General features: G+C 74.5%; 15 protein-coding genes. 8 read left to right on the top strand and 7 right to left on the bottom strand.

Annotation, left to right across the window (positions count from 1 at the left end; all coding sequences use genetic code 11):
* The first annotated feature begins 62 nt into the window (after positions 1–62).
* The 5 genes from NRK68_RS19360 to NRK68_RS19340 all read left to right on the top strand — a co-directional run bounded on the left by NRK68_RS19360 (position 63) and on the right by NRK68_RS19340 (position 5,503).
* Positions 63–380, top strand: coding sequence for a PAAR domain-containing protein (locus tag NRK68_RS19360; protein ID WP_183067045.1), 318 nt, complete (start codon positions 63–65; stop codon positions 378–380).
* A complete protein-coding gene (locus NRK68_RS19355) occupies positions 380–802 on the top strand; it encodes a GPW/gp25 family protein (RefSeq protein ID WP_030664125.1) in 423 nt (140 codons plus the stop codon). The genes NRK68_RS19360 and NRK68_RS19355 overlap by 1 nt, the downstream gene beginning before the upstream one ends.
* Positions 802–2,775: a putative baseplate assembly protein gene (locus NRK68_RS19350; RefSeq protein WP_257856316.1), complete on the top strand. Its 1,974-nt coding sequence runs from the start codon at positions 802–804 to the stop codon at positions 2,773–2,775. Before NRK68_RS19355 ends, NRK68_RS19350 begins: the two co-directional genes overlap by 1 nt.
* Positions 2,772–3,347, top strand: coding sequence for a phage tail protein (locus NRK68_RS19345; RefSeq protein ID WP_257856314.1), 576 nt, complete (start codon positions 2,772–2,774; stop codon positions 3,345–3,347). The genes NRK68_RS19350 and NRK68_RS19345 overlap by 4 nt, the downstream gene beginning before the upstream one ends.
* 1,403 nt (positions 3,348–4,750) lie before the next feature.
* Positions 4,751–5,503 (top strand): zinc ribbon domain-containing protein, encoded by a 753-nt coding sequence (locus NRK68_RS19340; RefSeq protein WP_257856313.1) that lies wholly within the window; start codon positions 4,751–4,753, stop codon positions 5,501–5,503.
* A 36-nt stretch (positions 5,504–5,539) separates the two neighbouring features.
* Here the strand turns inward: NRK68_RS19340 and NRK68_RS19335 are convergent, their stop codons facing one another.
* The 5 genes from NRK68_RS19335 to NRK68_RS19315 all read right to left on the bottom strand — a co-directional run bounded on the left by NRK68_RS19335 (position 5,540) and on the right by NRK68_RS19315 (position 10,500).
* Positions 5,540–6,820 (bottom strand): ABC transporter permease, encoded by a 1,281-nt coding sequence (locus NRK68_RS19335; RefSeq protein ID WP_183067049.1) that lies wholly within the window; start codon positions 6,818–6,820, stop codon positions 5,540–5,542.
* The gene (locus NRK68_RS19330; RefSeq protein ID WP_183067050.1) at positions 6,810–7,556 is read right to left on the bottom strand and encodes an ABC transporter ATP-binding protein; all 747 of its coding nucleotides are present in this window, start codon (positions 7,554–7,556) and stop codon (positions 6,810–6,812) included. Before NRK68_RS19330 ends, NRK68_RS19335 begins: the two co-directional genes overlap by 11 nt.
* A complete protein-coding gene (locus tag NRK68_RS19325) occupies positions 7,549–9,093 on the bottom strand; it encodes a peptidoglycan-binding domain-containing protein (RefSeq protein WP_183067051.1) in 1,545 nt (514 codons plus the stop codon). Before NRK68_RS19325 ends, NRK68_RS19330 begins: the two co-directional genes overlap by 8 nt.
* 7 nt (positions 9,094–9,100) lie before the next feature.
* Positions 9,101–10,045 carry a hypothetical protein gene (locus NRK68_RS19320; protein ID WP_183067052.1) on the bottom strand — a complete coding sequence of 315 codons (945 nt, stop codon included), beginning with the start codon at positions 10,043–10,045 and terminating at the stop codon, positions 9,101–9,103.
* Positions 10,046–10,116: 71 nt separating this feature from the next.
* Positions 10,117–10,500 carry a peptidase inhibitor family I36 protein gene (locus tag NRK68_RS19315; RefSeq protein WP_183067053.1) on the bottom strand — a complete coding sequence of 128 codons (384 nt, stop codon included), beginning with the start codon at positions 10,498–10,500 and terminating at the stop codon, positions 10,117–10,119.
* A gap of 434 nt (positions 10,501–10,934) precedes the next feature.
* Here NRK68_RS19315 and NRK68_RS19310 point away from each other — a divergent pair, with 434 nt between their 5' ends.
* Complete coding sequence (locus tag NRK68_RS19310; RefSeq protein WP_308296218.1) at positions 10,935–11,576, top strand: GNAT family N-acetyltransferase; 642 nt, start codon at positions 10,935–10,937, stop codon at positions 11,574–11,576.
* Here the strand turns inward: NRK68_RS19310 and NRK68_RS19305 are convergent.
* Positions 11,560–12,456, bottom strand: a complete 897-nt coding sequence (locus NRK68_RS19305; RefSeq protein ID WP_257857884.1) for an NADP-dependent oxidoreductase — start codon at positions 12,454–12,456, stop codon at positions 11,560–11,562. The two genes, NRK68_RS19310 and NRK68_RS19305, sit on opposite strands and share 17 nt — an antisense overlap.
* A gap of 149 nt (positions 12,457–12,605) precedes the next feature.
* On the opposite strand from NRK68_RS19305, the gene NRK68_RS19300 reads away from it, so the two are divergent.
* Together NRK68_RS19300 and NRK68_RS19295 are read left to right on the top strand one after the other, a co-directional pair.
* Positions 12,606–13,022 carry a winged helix-turn-helix transcriptional regulator gene (locus NRK68_RS19300; RefSeq protein WP_257856312.1) on the top strand — a complete coding sequence of 139 codons (417 nt, stop codon included), beginning with the start codon at positions 12,606–12,608 and terminating at the stop codon, positions 13,020–13,022.
* A gap of 42 nt (positions 13,023–13,064) precedes the next feature.
* Complete coding sequence (locus NRK68_RS19295; protein WP_257856311.1) at positions 13,065–13,793, top strand: Mut7-C RNAse domain-containing protein; 729 nt, start codon at positions 13,065–13,067, stop codon at positions 13,791–13,793.
* A gap of 491 nt (positions 13,794–14,284) precedes the next feature.
* Here the strand turns inward: NRK68_RS19295 and NRK68_RS19290 are convergent, their stop codons facing one another.
* Complete coding sequence (locus tag NRK68_RS19290) at positions 14,285–14,794, bottom strand: hypothetical protein (protein ID WP_257856310.1); 510 nt, start codon at positions 14,792–14,794, stop codon at positions 14,285–14,287.
* Positions 14,795–14,920 lie beyond the last annotated feature (126 nt).

Raw genomic sequence — 14,920 nt, 5'->3', positions numbered from 1 at the left:
ACGCCCCTTGCAGCATGACCAGCTACCCCTTGCAGCACGACCACCGTCCCCGAGGAGCACCGATGCCAGCCGCAGCCCGTACCGGCGACCCCACCAACCACGGTGGCCGGATCGCCACGCCACCGCCCGGCGCCGCCGCGCGGGTGGCCACGGTGCTGATCGGCGGCCGGCCCGCCGCCGTCGTGGGCAGCCTGCACGTCTGCGTGGTCCCGCCGCACGCCGCCCTCGGCCCCGCCAACGTGATCGTGCCGAACCCGGCCGCCCTCACCGCGGGAACGGTCCTCATCGGCGGACTCCCCGCGGCCCGCGCGCGCGACCAGACCGCCTGCGGCGCACAGATCCTCACCGGCGCCATGAACGTCCTGATCGGAGGCATGTGATGAGCGAACGCTTCATCGGCCGTGGCTGGGCGTTCCCCCTGCGGGTCGGCCCGACCGGCGGAATCGCCATGGTCGAACGGGAACGCGAACTGGAAGAGGCCATCCGCCTCGTCCTGGGCACCGCCCCCGGCGAACGGCCCATGCGGCCCGAATTCGGCTGCGGCATCCACGAGTACGTCTTCGCCCCCGGCGACGGCGACACCGCCGGCCGGGTCGCCCAGCAGGTACGCGAAGCCCTGGAACGGTGGGAGCCCCGGATCACCGTCGACGACGTCGTCGTCGCCTTCGACGCCGTCGAGGCGGGCACCCTCTACATCGATGTGCACTACACGGTGCGCACCACCAACGACCGGCGCAACCTGGTCTTCCCCTTCTACACGATCCCCTCCGAGGAGGGGGCCGAGGAAATGGTCGCGGACTGATGGCCCTGCCCTCCCCCAACCTGGACGACCGACGGTTCCAGCAGCTCGTCGACGAGGCGAAGCGGTACGTGCAGCAGCGCGCCCCCGAGTGGACCGACCACAACGTCTCCGACCCCGGCGTCACCCTCATCGAGACGTTCGCCTACCTCGTCGACCAGCTCCTGTACCGGCTCAACCGGGTCCCGGACAAGAACTACCTGGCATTCCTCGACCTGCTGGGCATCCAGCTGTACCCGCCCTCGGCCGCCACCGCCGACGTCGACTTCTGGCTCTCGGCCCCCCAGCCCGACACCGTCACCCTGCCCGCGGGCACCGAGGTGACGACCGAGGTGACCACCGCGGCCGGCGACACCGAGGAGGCCGTGGTCTTCGCCACCACCGACGACCTGCGGATCTTCCCCAGCGAACTGACCAGACTGGTCGCCGCGCCCCGCACCGGCGAGCCCGCCGACCGGACCGGCGCGCTCACCGAGGGCCGCGACATCCCCTGCTTCCAGGCGACGCCCGAACCCGGCGACGCCCTGCTCTTCGGCCTGCCGACGGCGGTGCCGCGGTGCGTCGTCGCCGTGCGCCTCGACAGCCGCGTCGAAGGCGTCGGCGTCGACCCGCGCCAGCCACCGCTGGTCTGGGAGGCCTGGGACGGCGGCCGCTGGCAGCGCTGCGCCACCGACTCCGACAGCACCGGCGGCCTCAACCGGCCCGGCGAGATCATCGTGTACGTCCCCGCCGGACACACCGCGTCCGTCATCAGTGGCACCCGCGCCGGCTGGCTGCGCTGCCGGGTCACCGAACCCGAGCCCGGCCAGCCCTTCTACTCCGAGTCCCCGACCGTCCGCGAGGCCGCCGTCTTCACCGTCGGCGGCACCATGACCGTCGAGCACGCCGAGCGCGTGAGCGACGTCCCCCTCGGCACCTCGGAGGGCGTCGCCGGGCAGAGCTTCCGCCTCGGCAGGCCGCCCGTACTCCTCGACGGGGAACCCCCGGTGGTGGAGGTGTCCTCCGTCGACGGCTGGCAGCGCTGGGAGATCGTCGAGCACTTCGGCCGCTCCGGACCCGACGACCGGCACGTCCGAGTGGACGCCACCACCGGCGAGTTCTCCTTCCCGCCCGTGCTGCGCGAGGCCGACGGCAGCCTGCGCCCCTGCGGCGCCGTACCCCCCAAGGGCGCGCAGATCCGGGTGACCCGCCACCGCACCGGCGGCGGGCCCGCGGGCAACGTCTCGCGCGGCGCGATCTCCGTACTGCGCAGCTCCGTCCCGTACGTCGCCCGGGTCACCAACCGGGAGGCGGCGCGCGGCGGTGTCGCCGGGGAGACCATCGACAACGCCAAGCTGCGCGCCCCCGAGGCCCTGCGCATGCAGGAACGCGCGGTGACGGCCGAGGATTACGAGATCATCGCCCGCCGGGCGGCGCCCTCGGTACGCCGGGTCCGCTGCCTGCCCGCCACCGACGGCGGGCGCGGCGCGGGCTCGGTACGGGTCCTGGTGGTTCCCGACGCGGTCGCCGACGAGGGCGACCGGCTCCGCTTCGAGCAGCTGATCCCCTCCGACCAGGTCCTCGCCGCGATCACCACGACCCTCGACGAACGGCGCCTGATCGGCACCAGCCTCGTCGTGGAACCGCCCGTCTACCAGGGCGTCACCGTCGTCGCCCGGCTGTCGGCGCCCGCCGCCGACGCCGACCGGGTGCGCGACGCGGCGCTCGCCGCGCTGTTCCGGCACCTCAACCCGCTGCACGGCGGGCCCGACGGAACGGGCTGGCCGTTCGGCCGGCCCGTGCAGTACGGCGAGGTGTTCGGGGTACTGCAACGCGCCGTCGGGGACGTCCTGGTGGAGGAGATCCGGCTGTTCGCCGCCGACCCGATCACCGGGCGGCGCGGGGCCCCCGTCGACCGCATCGACGTCGGCGCGGGCACGCTCGTCTTCTCCTACCAGCACCAGGTCGTCGTCACCGAGCAGGAGGTGCACGGATGAGCCGGGCCGCCGTACCCGGCCTGCCCAGCCGGCACCCGATCGGCGAACAGCTGCCCGCGCTGTACGCCGACGACGACTTCGCCCAGCGGTTCACGGCGGGCCTGGACACCGTCCTGGCCCCGGTGTTCACCACCCTCGACAACCTGCCCTCGTACTTCGACCCGCGGCTGGCCCCGGCCGACTTCCTCGCCTGGCTGGCCTCCTGGGTCGGCGGTGCGGACGACCCCGACTGGCCGACCGCGCTGCGGCGCGAGGCGGTGGCCCGCGCGGTGGAACTGCACCGGTGGCGCGGCACCCGGCGCGGGCTCGTCGAGGCCCTGCGGCTGGTCCTCGGCGTGTCCGCCGACGTCAGCGGTGATGGCGCGGCCGTCTGGTCCCGCACGGCCGGCACCGAGCCGACCCCGGCGGCGGCCGGGGAGGTCCTCGTACGGGTCTGGCCGCGCGGCGGCCCGGGCGCCGTGCCCGAGGTGGACGCGGACCGGGTCCGCGCGCTGGTCCGCACCCTGTGCCCCGTCCACACGCTCTGCCGGGTGGAGATCCTGCCCGGCCCGCCCGCGACCGAAGGGAGCTGACCCCGATGCGCACGTGCCCCGCCTGCGGATCGCCCACCGCCCCGACGGAAGACTTCTGCCCCAACTGCGGCGCCTACCTCAACTGGTCGACCCCCACCCCCCGCAACGGCGCGGACACGCCCGGGCAGAACGAACCCCGCAACGACCCACCCCGGAGCGACCCGGCCGGGGCCGGCACCCCCCAGGAGCCCACCCCTCAGCCAGGCGCGCCCCGGGAGGACACCCACCAGGGAGCCACCCCTCCGGCCGGCGCACCTCGACAGAGCACGGACCGGAACGGGACAGCCGGAAACGGCGCCCACGAGGAGCCCACCCCTCGGGCCGACGCGCCCCGGACCGGCACCCCAAGGCAGGACAGGGCCCGGGAAGGCACTCCCCAGGAGGCCACCGCCCAAAGGGCCACGCCCCCGGGAACGCCCCGGCAGAGCACGGCCCAGGAGGCCACACCTCCGGGCGACACCCCCCGACCGGGCACGCCCGGCCATGCCACCACCCCGGGCGGAACGCCCCACGGGAACACGGCCGAGGCGGCCACCCCCCAGGTCACGACCCCCGAAACCCAGGACCACCAGCCCCGGCGGGGCCAGACGGCCCCGGAGGCCACACCTCCGGGCGACACCCCCAGACCGGGCACGCCCGGCCATGCCACCACCCCGGACGGAACGCCCCAAGGCGGCACGGCCGGGGCGGCCACCCCCCAGGGCATGGCACCCGGAACCCAGGGCCACCTGCCCCGGCAGAGCACGGGCCTGAACGGGACAGCCGGGGACGGCACCCACCAGGGGGCCACCCCTCGGGCCGACGCGCCTCGAAGCGGCACGCCCCAGACCGGCATCCCTCGGCAGGACACGTCCCAGGAAGGCACTTTCCAGGAGGCCACCGCCCATAGGACGAGAGCTCCGGGCGGAACGGCCCCACAGGGCACAGCCCAAGAGGCCACACCTCCGGGCGACGCACCCCGGCAGGGCACACCCGGCGAAGCCACCACCCCGGGCGAAACGCCCCAGCGGGGCGCAGCCCGGGAAGCCACCCGAGAGGGCGATGCCGTCCCGGAGCGGGACGGCTCTCCCGCCTCCCCTCCGACCACCGCGAACCGGTGGCTGTCCTGGCTGCGCAGGCGGCCCAACCCGCCCGCACCGGCGACAGGCCGGGCCGGCGGCCCGGAGCACGCACCCGACTCCGACCCGGCGGCGGATCGGGCCCGCAGCCCGGAGCGAGCGGGCGGGACCGGGCCCGCCGGGGATCGGGGCCGGAGCCCGGAACAGACCGTCGGCCCCCAGCCCGTGGCACCCGCGCGCGCGGCGGATTCGGGGCGCGGGCCGGAACGGGCGGGCGCGGCCGGGCCCGCGGCGGGGGCGCCCGCGCACCCAGCGGCAGCGTCCCCGGCTCCCGTGCTGCCCGGCGTGCCCGTCGCGCCGCGGCCCGTCGTGCGGCCGCTCGCCGTGAGCGACGACGTCGCCGGCGTGCCGTGCCCGGCTTGCGGGACGCCCAACCCGCCGGACCGCCGTTTCTGCCGCCGCTGCGCGGCTCCGCTGACGCCCTCCACCATCGCGGCCCCCCTGCCGTGGTGGCGCACGGTCTGGCCGTTCCGCCGCCGCACCCGGGCCGGCTCCGGCCGCCTGGTCCGCTTCCTGGTGGTCCTGACCGTCGTACTGGCCCTGTGCGCGGCCGGGTTCCTGCTGCTGCCCGCCGGACGGCACCTCGTGCAGGACACCCTGGACAAGCTCGGCAAGGCCAAGGCCGTCACCCCGACCCGCGCCCAGGCGAGCGCCGAACTCCCCGGGCACCCCGTGGGCCTGAGCACGGACGGCCTCAGCAACCGCTACTGGGCCGCGCCCGGCCCCGGCACCTCGGCGACGTACACCTTCGGCAAGCCGTTCCGTCTGGTCGCCGTGATCGTCACCAACGGCGCCTCGCCCGCCCCCGAGGAGTACGCGAAGCAGGGCCGGGCACTGCGGATCGACATGGAGGTGACGGACCGGGACGGCGCCACGGTCCACAAGCAGCTCGTCCTCAGCGACAAGCCGGGCCCGCAGACGTTCCCCACCGGCATCAGCGATGTCGCGACGGTCCGGCTGACCCTCCAGGAGCCCGCCGGTTCGGCTCCGCAGCGCCCTCTCGCCCTGGCGGAGGTGGAGTTCTTCCAGCGCAGCTGAAGCAGCTGAAACACCGCCGACGCGACACCGCCCCGCCTACACGCCCGCGCGGAGCGTCTCGGCCGGCAGGATACGGGCGGCCGCCAGGGCCGGGTACAGCCCGGCGGCCAGCCCCACCACGAGGCCCACCAGCGGCCCCGCCGTCGTCAGGGCGGGGTCGAGGACCACCAGCCAGTTCTTGGCCAGGCAGGTCACGGCGGTGATCTGGATGCCCAGGACCGTGCCGACGACACCGCCGGCGAGCCCGACCAGGCCGCTCTCGATGCAGAACTGCCCGGCTACCGCCCGCCGGGAGGCACCCAGGGCGCGGCGCAGGCCGATCTCCGAGCGCCGCTCCAGGACGGACACGTAGGCGGTGTTGCTGACACCCAGCGCACCCACGCCCAGGGAGACGGCGGCCAGACCCAGGAACAGGGCCCGGGTCTGCGACTCGACGCCCTGGCGCAGGGACCGGGGGTCCGGCGGCACCAGCGCGACCAGCTTGTCCGGTGCGCCCGGGGCCAGGGCGAAGGGGGCCTCGGCTCCGATCTGGTCGGCGGCGCCCAGATCCGTACGGATGATCATTTCGGCGGGGGCGAAGCCCAGCCCGGCCGGGTCCTGGAGGGCGGCCCAGTAGGGGACGACGACGGAGCCGGTGAGGTCGGTGTCGCCGGTGGGGGCGCGGAAGACGCCGAGCACGCTGAACGCGACACCGTTGACGTGGATCACGGAGTTGCCGGCCCCGCCGTCGACGGTCAGCCGGGACGCGGCGGCGGTGTCGATCAGCGCCACCCGCTCCCGCCGCGCGTCGTGCCCGGTGTCGAACCACCGGCCCTGGGTGAGCTCGGCCGACATGGCCAGCAGGGCGTCGGGCTGCGCGGCCAGGACCGTCCCCTCGGGCAGGTCGTTCGACCCGCCCGACGCCAGCCGGGAGACCACCGGCTGTTCACCGGCCTTGCTGACGAGACCCGCGGTGCGGACGCCGTTGAGGCCGCGTACCCGCTGGGCGTCGCCGCCGTCGGGCCGCGGCCGGACCCCGGCGACCGGTTCCGACGGGTACTTGACCGTCACCCGGGTCGCCTTGAGGGCGTCGAACTGGTCGGAGACGGCGCCGGCGGCGCTGGCGGTGATGCCCAGTGTGGCGAGTGCCGCGGCCAGCCCCACGGAGATGCCCACCATCGTCAGCAGGGTGCGGAACCTGCGGCCGAACAGCGCGAGGAACGCCTGGACGAGCAGGTCCGCGGCGGACGTTCGGGGGGCCGCGGGTGCCGTCCCCTCCGCGTCCGATCCGGCCTCCACGTCCGCGGACGGCTCACGCGTCCTGCGGCTACGAAACACGGCCGTCCACCACCTTGAAGACGCGGTCGGCACGGGCCGCGACCTCGGGTTCGTGCGTGACGACGACGACGGCCCGGTCCTGCGCCACCAGTCCGGTCAGCAGGTCCATGACGCGGGCGGAGTTGGCGGTGTCCAGGTTGCCGGTCGGCTCGTCGCACAGCACGACGGCGGGCCGGTGGACGATCGCCCGCGCGACGGCGACCCGCTGCCGCTCCCCGCCGGACAGGGTGGTGGGCCGGACGTCGAGGCGGTGTCCGAGGCCCACGGATTCCAGGGCCGCGACGGCCTGCGGCCGCCGCCGGGCGCGGGGCACGCCGAGGTGCACGAGCGGCAGGGCCACGTTCTGTACGCAGGTGAGGTGCGGGACCAGGTGGAAGGCCTGGAAGACGAAGCCGAGCGTCGAGGCGCGCAGCGCGGTGCGGGCCCGTTCGGACAGGTCGGTGGTGTCCCTGCCCTGCAGCAGGTAGCGGCCGCGGGTGGGGACGTCGAGCAGTCCGAGCACGCTCAGCAGCGTGGACTTCCCCGAGCCGGAGGGGCCGACGATGGCGGCGAGCCGGCCGGGCCGGATGTCGAGCGTGACGTCGGTGAGCGCGTGCACGGGCGGCGGCCCGGGGTACGTCTTGGCGATGCCGGCCATCTCGATGACGGGGGCCGGGCCGACCGCCGGGCCGACCACCGGGCCGCCGGCCGGGCCGACCACCGGACCGGCCACCGGACCGGCCGCAGGGTCAGTCATCGGTGCCCCCTTCGGCGCCGTCCGCCGCCTTTCCGCGGCGCACGAGGACGACCGTCTCGCCGGCGCCGAGGTTCGCGTCGAGCGCGGTGACCGCGGTGAGCCCCTCATGGGTGAACAGCACTTCGACGGCGACGTTGCGCTCCTTGCCGCCGTCGCTGACGGTGACCGTGGACCCGCCGCCGAGGTCGGTCCACACGGCCGACACCGGAACGGTCAGCGCGCCCTTGGGGCTGCGCCGCAGCTCCACGCTGATCTGCTGGACCGCGCCCTCCTTGGCCTCGGCCCCGCCGGGGACGAACAGCGCCTCGTGCTGACCCGCGCCACCGCCACCGCCACCAGCGCCACCGCCACTCGCACCGTTGCCGGTTCCCGCGCCCGCGGTACCCGCCGTACCCGCGCCGCCGGACGTGCCTGGGCCGTCCTGTCCGCCGGTCTTCGCGTTCCCCTGCTGGTCGCCGCTCTTGGCGTCGGCGGGGCCGGCGAGGGAGCCCAGGCTGCCTTCCCGGCCCTCGTAGGGGCCGGTGCCGAAGCGGATCACCGCGTCGTTCGGCAGATCGCGCAGCCGGGTGCGCTGGTCCGCGGTGAGGGTCGCCCGCACCTGGCGGCCGCCGCTGCCGAGGACGACGAGCGGCTTGTCGGCCGCGTCCCCGACCGCCGCGGTGATCTGCACCACCGTGGCGGGCAGGGTGCCGATGTACGCGACCTCCGCGGCCGGCAGCAGTTCCCCGGCCTTGGCCGGTCCGGAGGCGGGCGGCGCGTCGGGGCCGCGGGCGGGCGGCGCGCTCGCGCCCGCCTTGGTACCGGGGGCCGCGCCCGTGCCGCCGTCGGTCTCCGCGCCGCCGCGCGGCGCGCTGCCGCCGCCGGACGCGCCGGACGGGGCACCGCCCCCGCTCGTACCGCCCCCGCCGGCACCGCCGCCGGCACCGCTGCCGCCCTGACTCTGGCCCTGCCCGGAGGGCGCCTCATACCCGGCCGCCGCGTACAGCTTGCGTACCGCCTCGACGGTGGCCGGTCCGTACGTGCCGTTCACGGCGGTCCCGTACAACGGCTGCAGCGCGCGCTGGAGTTGCTGGACGTCCGGGCCCTTGTCGCCCGCCTTCAGGTCCCGGTACGCGGGGAAGCGCCCCGGGAGCAGCAGGACCGGCCGGCCCGAGACCTCGGCGACGACCGCACCGGCCTTGAGGGTCTTGCCCATGGCCGCGGGCAGGCCCGTCACGACCGCGCGGCTGGTGCCCTGCGGCTGGACGCCGGCGACGGTGGTCCGTGAGGCCGTCTCGACCTTCCCGGTCAGTTCCATCTTCTCGACGAGCTGCTGGTCGGAGACCTTCCCCGTGATCCGGGAGGGCGGCGGCGCCGCCGCGTTCGAGGCACGCTGCTCGGGCGTTCTGGCCTGGGACGCGATCCACCAGACCGATCCGGAACTTCCGAACAGCACGACGACGGCGGCGGCGATGACGAGGGCCCTCCTGGACCGGTGCCGGGCCCGCCCGCCGGACGGCTCGGCCTCCTGGGGCCCCTCGGGGCGTTCGAGGCTCATCACGGTATTACGACGTCTCTCGCAGGAGTTCCTGTGCCTTGGCCTTGGCTTTCGTGATGAGTTCCAGCCAGGCGGTGATCTCGGCTTCGTGCTTCACCAGCGAATCGGCGGAGGCCTTGCTCTTCGCCTCCCGCGCCTTCGTGTTGAGCCCGACCTTCGTACCGCAGTCGGCATCGGTGGTGGCCTGCTTGATCTCGGCGCGCTGCGCATTGTCGAGCGCCGCGGTATCACCGTCCGGAACATTCACATAATGGGAAAGCGCCGCCTCCCTGGCCTTTTCGGGAGTCGGAATCTCCGGATAGCCGCCGGCCTTCATGCAGGAGGCCCATTCCGACAACGCCTTCTGATATGCGTCGTCGTCGCCGAGAATGCGCGCGCTGTCCTGTTTCACGGTGTTGTACACCGTCCAGTTGAGCCGCAGGTATTCCTTCACGTCCCCGTACACGGCCTTGAGCGTCTCGCCCCGGCAGCCCTTCGACGGCACCATGACCTTGCCGCCGCCGAAGTCGAACTCGACCCCGCCCTCGGGCTTGTCGACGTAGCCGTCCATGGCCATGCTGTGGGCCCGCTTGACGTCCTCGGGCAGCGCGTCGAAGTCGTCGCCGGCCTCCTGGGTCTTCTGGTTCTCCGACCGGCGCGGGTCCGCGCCGTAGCCCACGGTGCGCGCGGCCTCGGACGTCGGGGTGAGGTCCTCGCTGCGCTTCTTGCCCTTGCTGCTGTTGGCGCCGTCGGACGGGAAGACCTTGAAGCCCTGGTCGTTCATGCACTTGCGGATCAGCTTGGTCTCGGCCTCACGCTCCTGATCCAGCGCCTCGTTGGCACTGTCGAGCGCGGCCTGGGCCCGGCGGGCCGTCTCCATGTCCTTGGGGGACTCCTCCGAGCAGGCGGAGGCGGAGCCCGTCAACACCGCCACCACCGCGATCGCCGTCACAGCCCGGGTGCGCTTGTTCAATGTCCGTGTCCTCCGGAGGGTGCGGCCGGGCCGCCCCCGCACTGCGGGGCGGCCCGGCCTTCGAGCGATGGTCAGCAGCGGGAGCCGTCGTTCAGCGTGTTGCTCGCACCATCGTCGTTGGCGTCCCAGTAGTAGTTCACGGAACCGCCGGGAATGAGACAGATTTCGACGCCCAGCGACATCCAGCGACCGCCGTAGGTCTTGGAGGACTGGCCGCGCCGGTTCCACCAGGAGCTGTCGGCCTCGTAGACGGCCGGCATGTCGATGTCCCAGCGCGCGGACTCGTACTTCGTCCGGTACATCGAGTTGTTCTGGGAGTAGTCCCGGTCCTTGTAGATGCAGAAATTGCCGTCGTAGCAGGTACGGTCCACGGCCGATGCGGACGGTGCCGCGGCGACGACGCCGGCGACGGCCGCCATCGCGATGAATCCGGCCGAAATCCTCTTACTGAGCACTCGTTACTCCCCCTCGTCGGGTGGTGACTGATGCAGTGAGAGGGCAGGGCAGCCGAAGCCCTTTCCCCCCGGTCGGCTGACAGCCAGGCTAGGCCACGCCGATCGGAAGTCAAAGGTCAATTCCCTTTGCAACAGGGATATCCGGCGCCTGGAATTGATCATTCAGTGTTCGATATCCGCGCCGGCCGCCCTCCATTTCGGCGCACCGCCCCCGCTTCGGCCATGGACCCGGCGCAGGTCAGCCGCGCCCGGGGCGCGACGGGACGGCACAGGGGGACACTGTCCGGATCCGCAGCGCCCGGACGAGCCACGCACACGCGCAAGAAAATCTCGGCGCCCGCCGGCCCCGGCCACCCCCCGACGCCCCTTCGTCACACCGCGGCACCGGATACTGACGTGCTGTCATGACCCGCTGCCGTGCCTAGGGTTGCTCCATGAAGGAGACACGCATACGCCTGGAGCCCTGGTCCGCCGCGGACTTCCCCCTGCTGGAGCGAACGAACGAACCGGCCATGACGCGGCACCTCGGCGGCCCCGAGTCCGCCGAGCAGCTCCGCGACCGCCAGCACCGCTACGAGGCCCTGAGCGCGCGGGAACCCTCCGCGGGGCGGATGTTCCGCGTGGTCCTGGAAGCCACCGGCGAGAGCGTCGGCTCCATCGGCTTCTGGGAGCGGCAATGGCGGGGCGAGCCCGTCTACGAGGCCGGCTGGGGCATCCTGCCCGAGTTCCAGGGCCGCGGACTGGCCGTGGCGGCCCTCACCGAACTCCTCGCCCACGTACGGGCCCACGGCAACCGCGCCGACCTGCACGCCTTCCCCGGAACCGACCACCGCGCCTCCAACGCCGTCTGCCGGCGCGCCGGGTTCGTATGCCTCGGCGAGGTCGACTTCGAGTACCCGCCCGGCGTACCCCACCCGAGCCTCGACTGGCGCCACCGGGTGGGACCGCAGGCCCCGGCGCCGGCGCCGGTCACGACGCCGACCCCGGTCACGGCCCCGGCCCTGGCCCCGGCCCCGGTCACGACGCCGGTCACGGCCTCGGCCCTGGCCCCGGCCCCGGTCACGCCGTCAGGATGATCCGGCCGCGCACCCCCGGCGTCGCCAGCCGCTCGTGCGCCTTCACCGCCTCGGCGAGCGGGAAGACCTCCGCGACCCGCAGCGTCAGCGCACCCTCCTCGACGAGGGCCACCAGACGGGCCAGCAGCTCCCCGTCCGCGGCGACCTCCTGCTCCTCGATCCGGATGCCACGCTCCGCCGCCGGGGCGTGGTTCGGGATCAGACCGACGTAGACCCCGCCGTCACGGACGAGGGTCAGCGCCTCTCCGCCCAGGACGGCCGCGTCCAGCACACCGTCCACCGGTCCGGCCGGAGTCCCGCCGCGCGGGACGAAGGCGGCCGCGCCCAGCGACCGTACGAGTTCCTCGTCGTCCGGCCCCGCCAGGGCCGTCACCACCAGACCGGCCCGCGCGGCGAGCTGCACCGCCAGACCGCCGACCACCCCCGCGGCGCCGGTGACCAGCACCGACGAGCCGGGGGTGAGCCCCAGCTGATCCACCGCGCGGGCCGCGGTCAGACCGGCCAGCGGCAGCGCCGCCGCGGCCGGGACGTCCACCCCGGCCGGCGCGGCGGCCACCGCGCCGGCGTCGAGCACCACGTACTCGGCGTGCGTGCCCAGCGGCTTCACCGTGCCGTAGTGCAGTCCCACCACCCGGTCCCCTCGGCTCCAGCCGGTCACCCCCGGGCCGGTCTCGTCGATCTCCCCCGCGACGTCCCAGCCGAGACCGAGCCGCTCTCCCGCGCCGCCGAAGATCCCGGAGCGGACCCCCGCGTCCACCGGATTGAGCCCGGCGGCCCCGACCCTGACCCTGACCTGGCCAGCCGCCGGGCGCGGCACCGGCACCTCGGCCAGTTCGACCCGCTCCGGGCCGCCGAACCCGTTCACCACGGCCGCGACCATCGTCCGTACCGTCTGCTGCTCGCTCATCGTTCTCCCCGTTCCGTTGCGTCGTCTTCGCTCGTTCCGATGACCACTAACCTAGGGAGAGGTACTCTCCTTTCGTAAGTACGTACTCGAAGGTGCGTACCCGACCCGGAAGTGGGTGCCCCATGGCCACCAGCACCGCCGCCGCCCGCCGCGAGGAAGCCCGTTCCGCCTACGACGCCTTCCTCAAGGAGTGCCCCACCGGCCAGCTCCTCGCCCGCATCAGCGACAAGTGGGTCGGCCTCATCGTCAGCGCCCTCGGCGAGGCCGACGACCGCTCCATGCGCTACAGCGACCTCGGCCGCAGGATCCCCGGCGTCAGCCAGAAGATGCTCACCCAGACCCTGCGCTCCCTCGAACGCGACGGCCTCGTCACCCGCCACGTCACCCCCACCGTCCCCGTCCGCGTCGACTACCGGCTCACCGACCTCGGCGCCAGCCTCGGCTGCCTCCTCTCCTCCGTGAAGGACTGGGCCGAGAACCACTTCGACGAGGTCAGCACCCACCGGGACACCTACGACCGGGCCGCCGCGGCCTCCTGAAATCAGGGGCGACCGGCCACCGGGCAATGGCATGCTGACAGGGTGAACGGACCCGGCATTCAGCTCACCCTCGCGCCCGAACTGCGCCTCTTCGCCCCGCCCAGCCGACGCGCGGACCGCGTACCGACCGCGACCGACGGCGCCTCCAGCCTCGGCCACGTCGTCGAATCCGCCGGAGTCCCGCTCACCGAGGTCGGCCGCCTCCTCGTCGACGGCCACGAGGTCCCCGTCTCCTACGTGCCCCGGGACGGCCAGAGCGTCGAGGTACTCGGCGTCGAGCGCCCCCAGCACGTCCCCGGCGCCCCGCTCCGCTTCCTCCTCGACGTCCACCTCGGCACGCTCGCCCGCCGCCTGCGCCTGCTCGGCGTGGACGCCGCCTACGAGAACGAGGACATCGGCGACCCCGCCCTGGCCACCCGCTCCGCCGCCGAACAGCGCGTCCTGCTCTCCCGCGACCGCGGTCTGCTCCGCCGCCGCGAGATCTTCGCCGGCGCGTACATCTACAGCGACAACCCCGACGAGCAACTGCGCGACGTGCTGGGCCGCTTCGCCCCCGCCCTCGCCCCCTGGACCCGCTGCACCGCCTGCAACGGTCCCCTCCACGAAGCCGACAAGGAGAGCGTCGGCGACCGCCTGGAACACGGCACGCACCGCTCCTACGACGTCTTCGCCCAATGCACCGCCTGCGAACGCGTCTACTGGCGCGGCGCACACCACGCCCGCCTGGAACGCATCGTCGACGAAGCCCTGGTCGAATTCGGCCCGGCCTGAGGCCCTGCCGGCGTGCGGACCGGGCTCCGAGCAAACGACTCGGGCGGGGCCGCCCCGGCCCTGCGAACCGGGCCTGCGGCCGGGGCCGAGCCTGACCGGGGGCCGGACTATAGGTGCCCGGCCGGGCGCCGGAACCGGCGGCGGCGACGCCAGCACCGCCGCCGGCCCACCTCCAGCCAGTGCCGGCCATGCGGCCGGGGCCGGGCTCCGGGCGTGCGGCCCAGAGCCGCATGTGTCCCGGGCCGGGCGCCGGAACCGGCGACGGCGACACCAGCACCACCGCCCACCCGCCCCCGGCCAGGAGCCGGCCATGCGGCCGGGAGCCGGCCATGCGGCCGGGAGCCGGGCTCCCGGCGTGCGGCCCAAGGCCGGAACCGGCGAAAGCCACACCGACCGCCCCGGCCCGGCCCCGGCCGCGGGCCAGACCCTGCCGCGACGGCGACCGCAGCGGCGACGACCGCGACAGCGGCGGCTCGATCGGGACCTGGCGGCTAGAAGGCGTAGGCGTCGCCGGTGTCCAGGGCCAGCACCACGTGGTCGTCGTTCGCGTGGTTCCGGTCCGTCGCACCGCCGTTCCACCACGTGTCCACCCGCACCACCACCTCCGGCACCCGCTCCCGCAGCTCCAGCGCCAGCCCCACGTGCCTGCCCCGCCCGCGCAGCGGCAACGGTCCCGTCTCGCACACCACCTCCCGCAGACCGGCCCGCGCACAGCCCTCCGCCAGCTGCTGCCGGTCCGCCAGGTCCGCCGACAACCGCACCCGCAGCGTCGCGTTCGGCAGCGCGGCCGGCCCGTCGTTCTCCGGAACCAGCCACACCCTCAACTGCGACCCCGACAGGGCCACCCGGCCGTGGTACGAGACGTCCGCCTCCGGCCCGGCCCACCCCGAACCCGGACCCCACCCCGAACCCCACGCCTGCGCCGGCCCGGGCACACCCGCCCCCAACGCCAGCAACCCGGCCACCACCACACTCCGTACGGCGACACGGCGCACCGCCACCACCTCCTCCTCACGAGACGCGACGCGCGTCTCGCGTCTCGCGTCTCGCGCGGAAGCTAGCCCCAGCCGGCCCCGAAAAGTCGGACCATCACACGAACGAGGGCGGGCCCACCCCCATCTGCCCTG

This window comes from Streptomyces yangpuensis (assembly GCF_024666385.1).
Lineage (GTDB): Bacteria > Actinomycetota > Actinomycetes > Streptomycetales > Streptomycetaceae > Streptomyces > Streptomyces yangpuensis.
Note: the sequence above shows the minus strand (reverse complement) of the source record. Positions and strands in the feature narration are given on the sequence as shown.

What these genes read in the sequence shown, in the direction of transcription:
- NRK68_RS19350 (WP_257856316.1), top strand. Translation starts at nt 802, where the DNA reads ATGGCCCTGCCCTCCCCCAACCTGGACGACCGACGGTTCCAGCAGCTC.
- NRK68_RS19345 (WP_257856314.1), top strand. Translation starts at nt 2,772, where the DNA reads ATGAGCCGGGCCGCCGTACCCGGCCTGCCCAGCCGGCACCCGATCGGC.
- NRK68_RS19360 (WP_183067045.1), top strand. Translation starts at nt 63, where the DNA reads ATGCCAGCCGCAGCCCGTACCGGCGACCCCACCAACCACGGTGGCCGG.
- NRK68_RS19325 (WP_183067051.1), bottom strand. Translation starts at nt 9,093, where the DNA reads ATGAGCCTCGAACGCCCCGAGGGGCCCCAGGAGGCCGAGCCGTCCGGC.
- NRK68_RS19305 (WP_257857884.1), bottom strand. Translation starts at nt 12,456, where the DNA reads ATGGTCGCGGCCGTGGTGAACGGGTTCGGCGGCCCGGAGCGGGTCGAA.
- NRK68_RS19330 (WP_183067050.1), bottom strand. Translation starts at nt 7,556, where the DNA reads ATGACTGACCCTGCGGCCGGTCCGGTGGCCGGTCCGGTGGTCGGCCCG.
- NRK68_RS19310 (WP_308296218.1), top strand. Translation starts at nt 10,935, where the DNA reads ATGAAGGAGACACGCATACGCCTGGAGCCCTGGTCCGCCGCGGACTTC.
- NRK68_RS19300 (WP_257856312.1), top strand. Translation starts at nt 12,606, where the DNA reads ATGGCCACCAGCACCGCCGCCGCCCGCCGCGAGGAAGCCCGTTCCGCC.
- NRK68_RS19355 (WP_030664125.1), top strand. Translation starts at nt 380, where the DNA reads ATGAGCGAACGCTTCATCGGCCGTGGCTGGGCGTTCCCCCTGCGGGTC.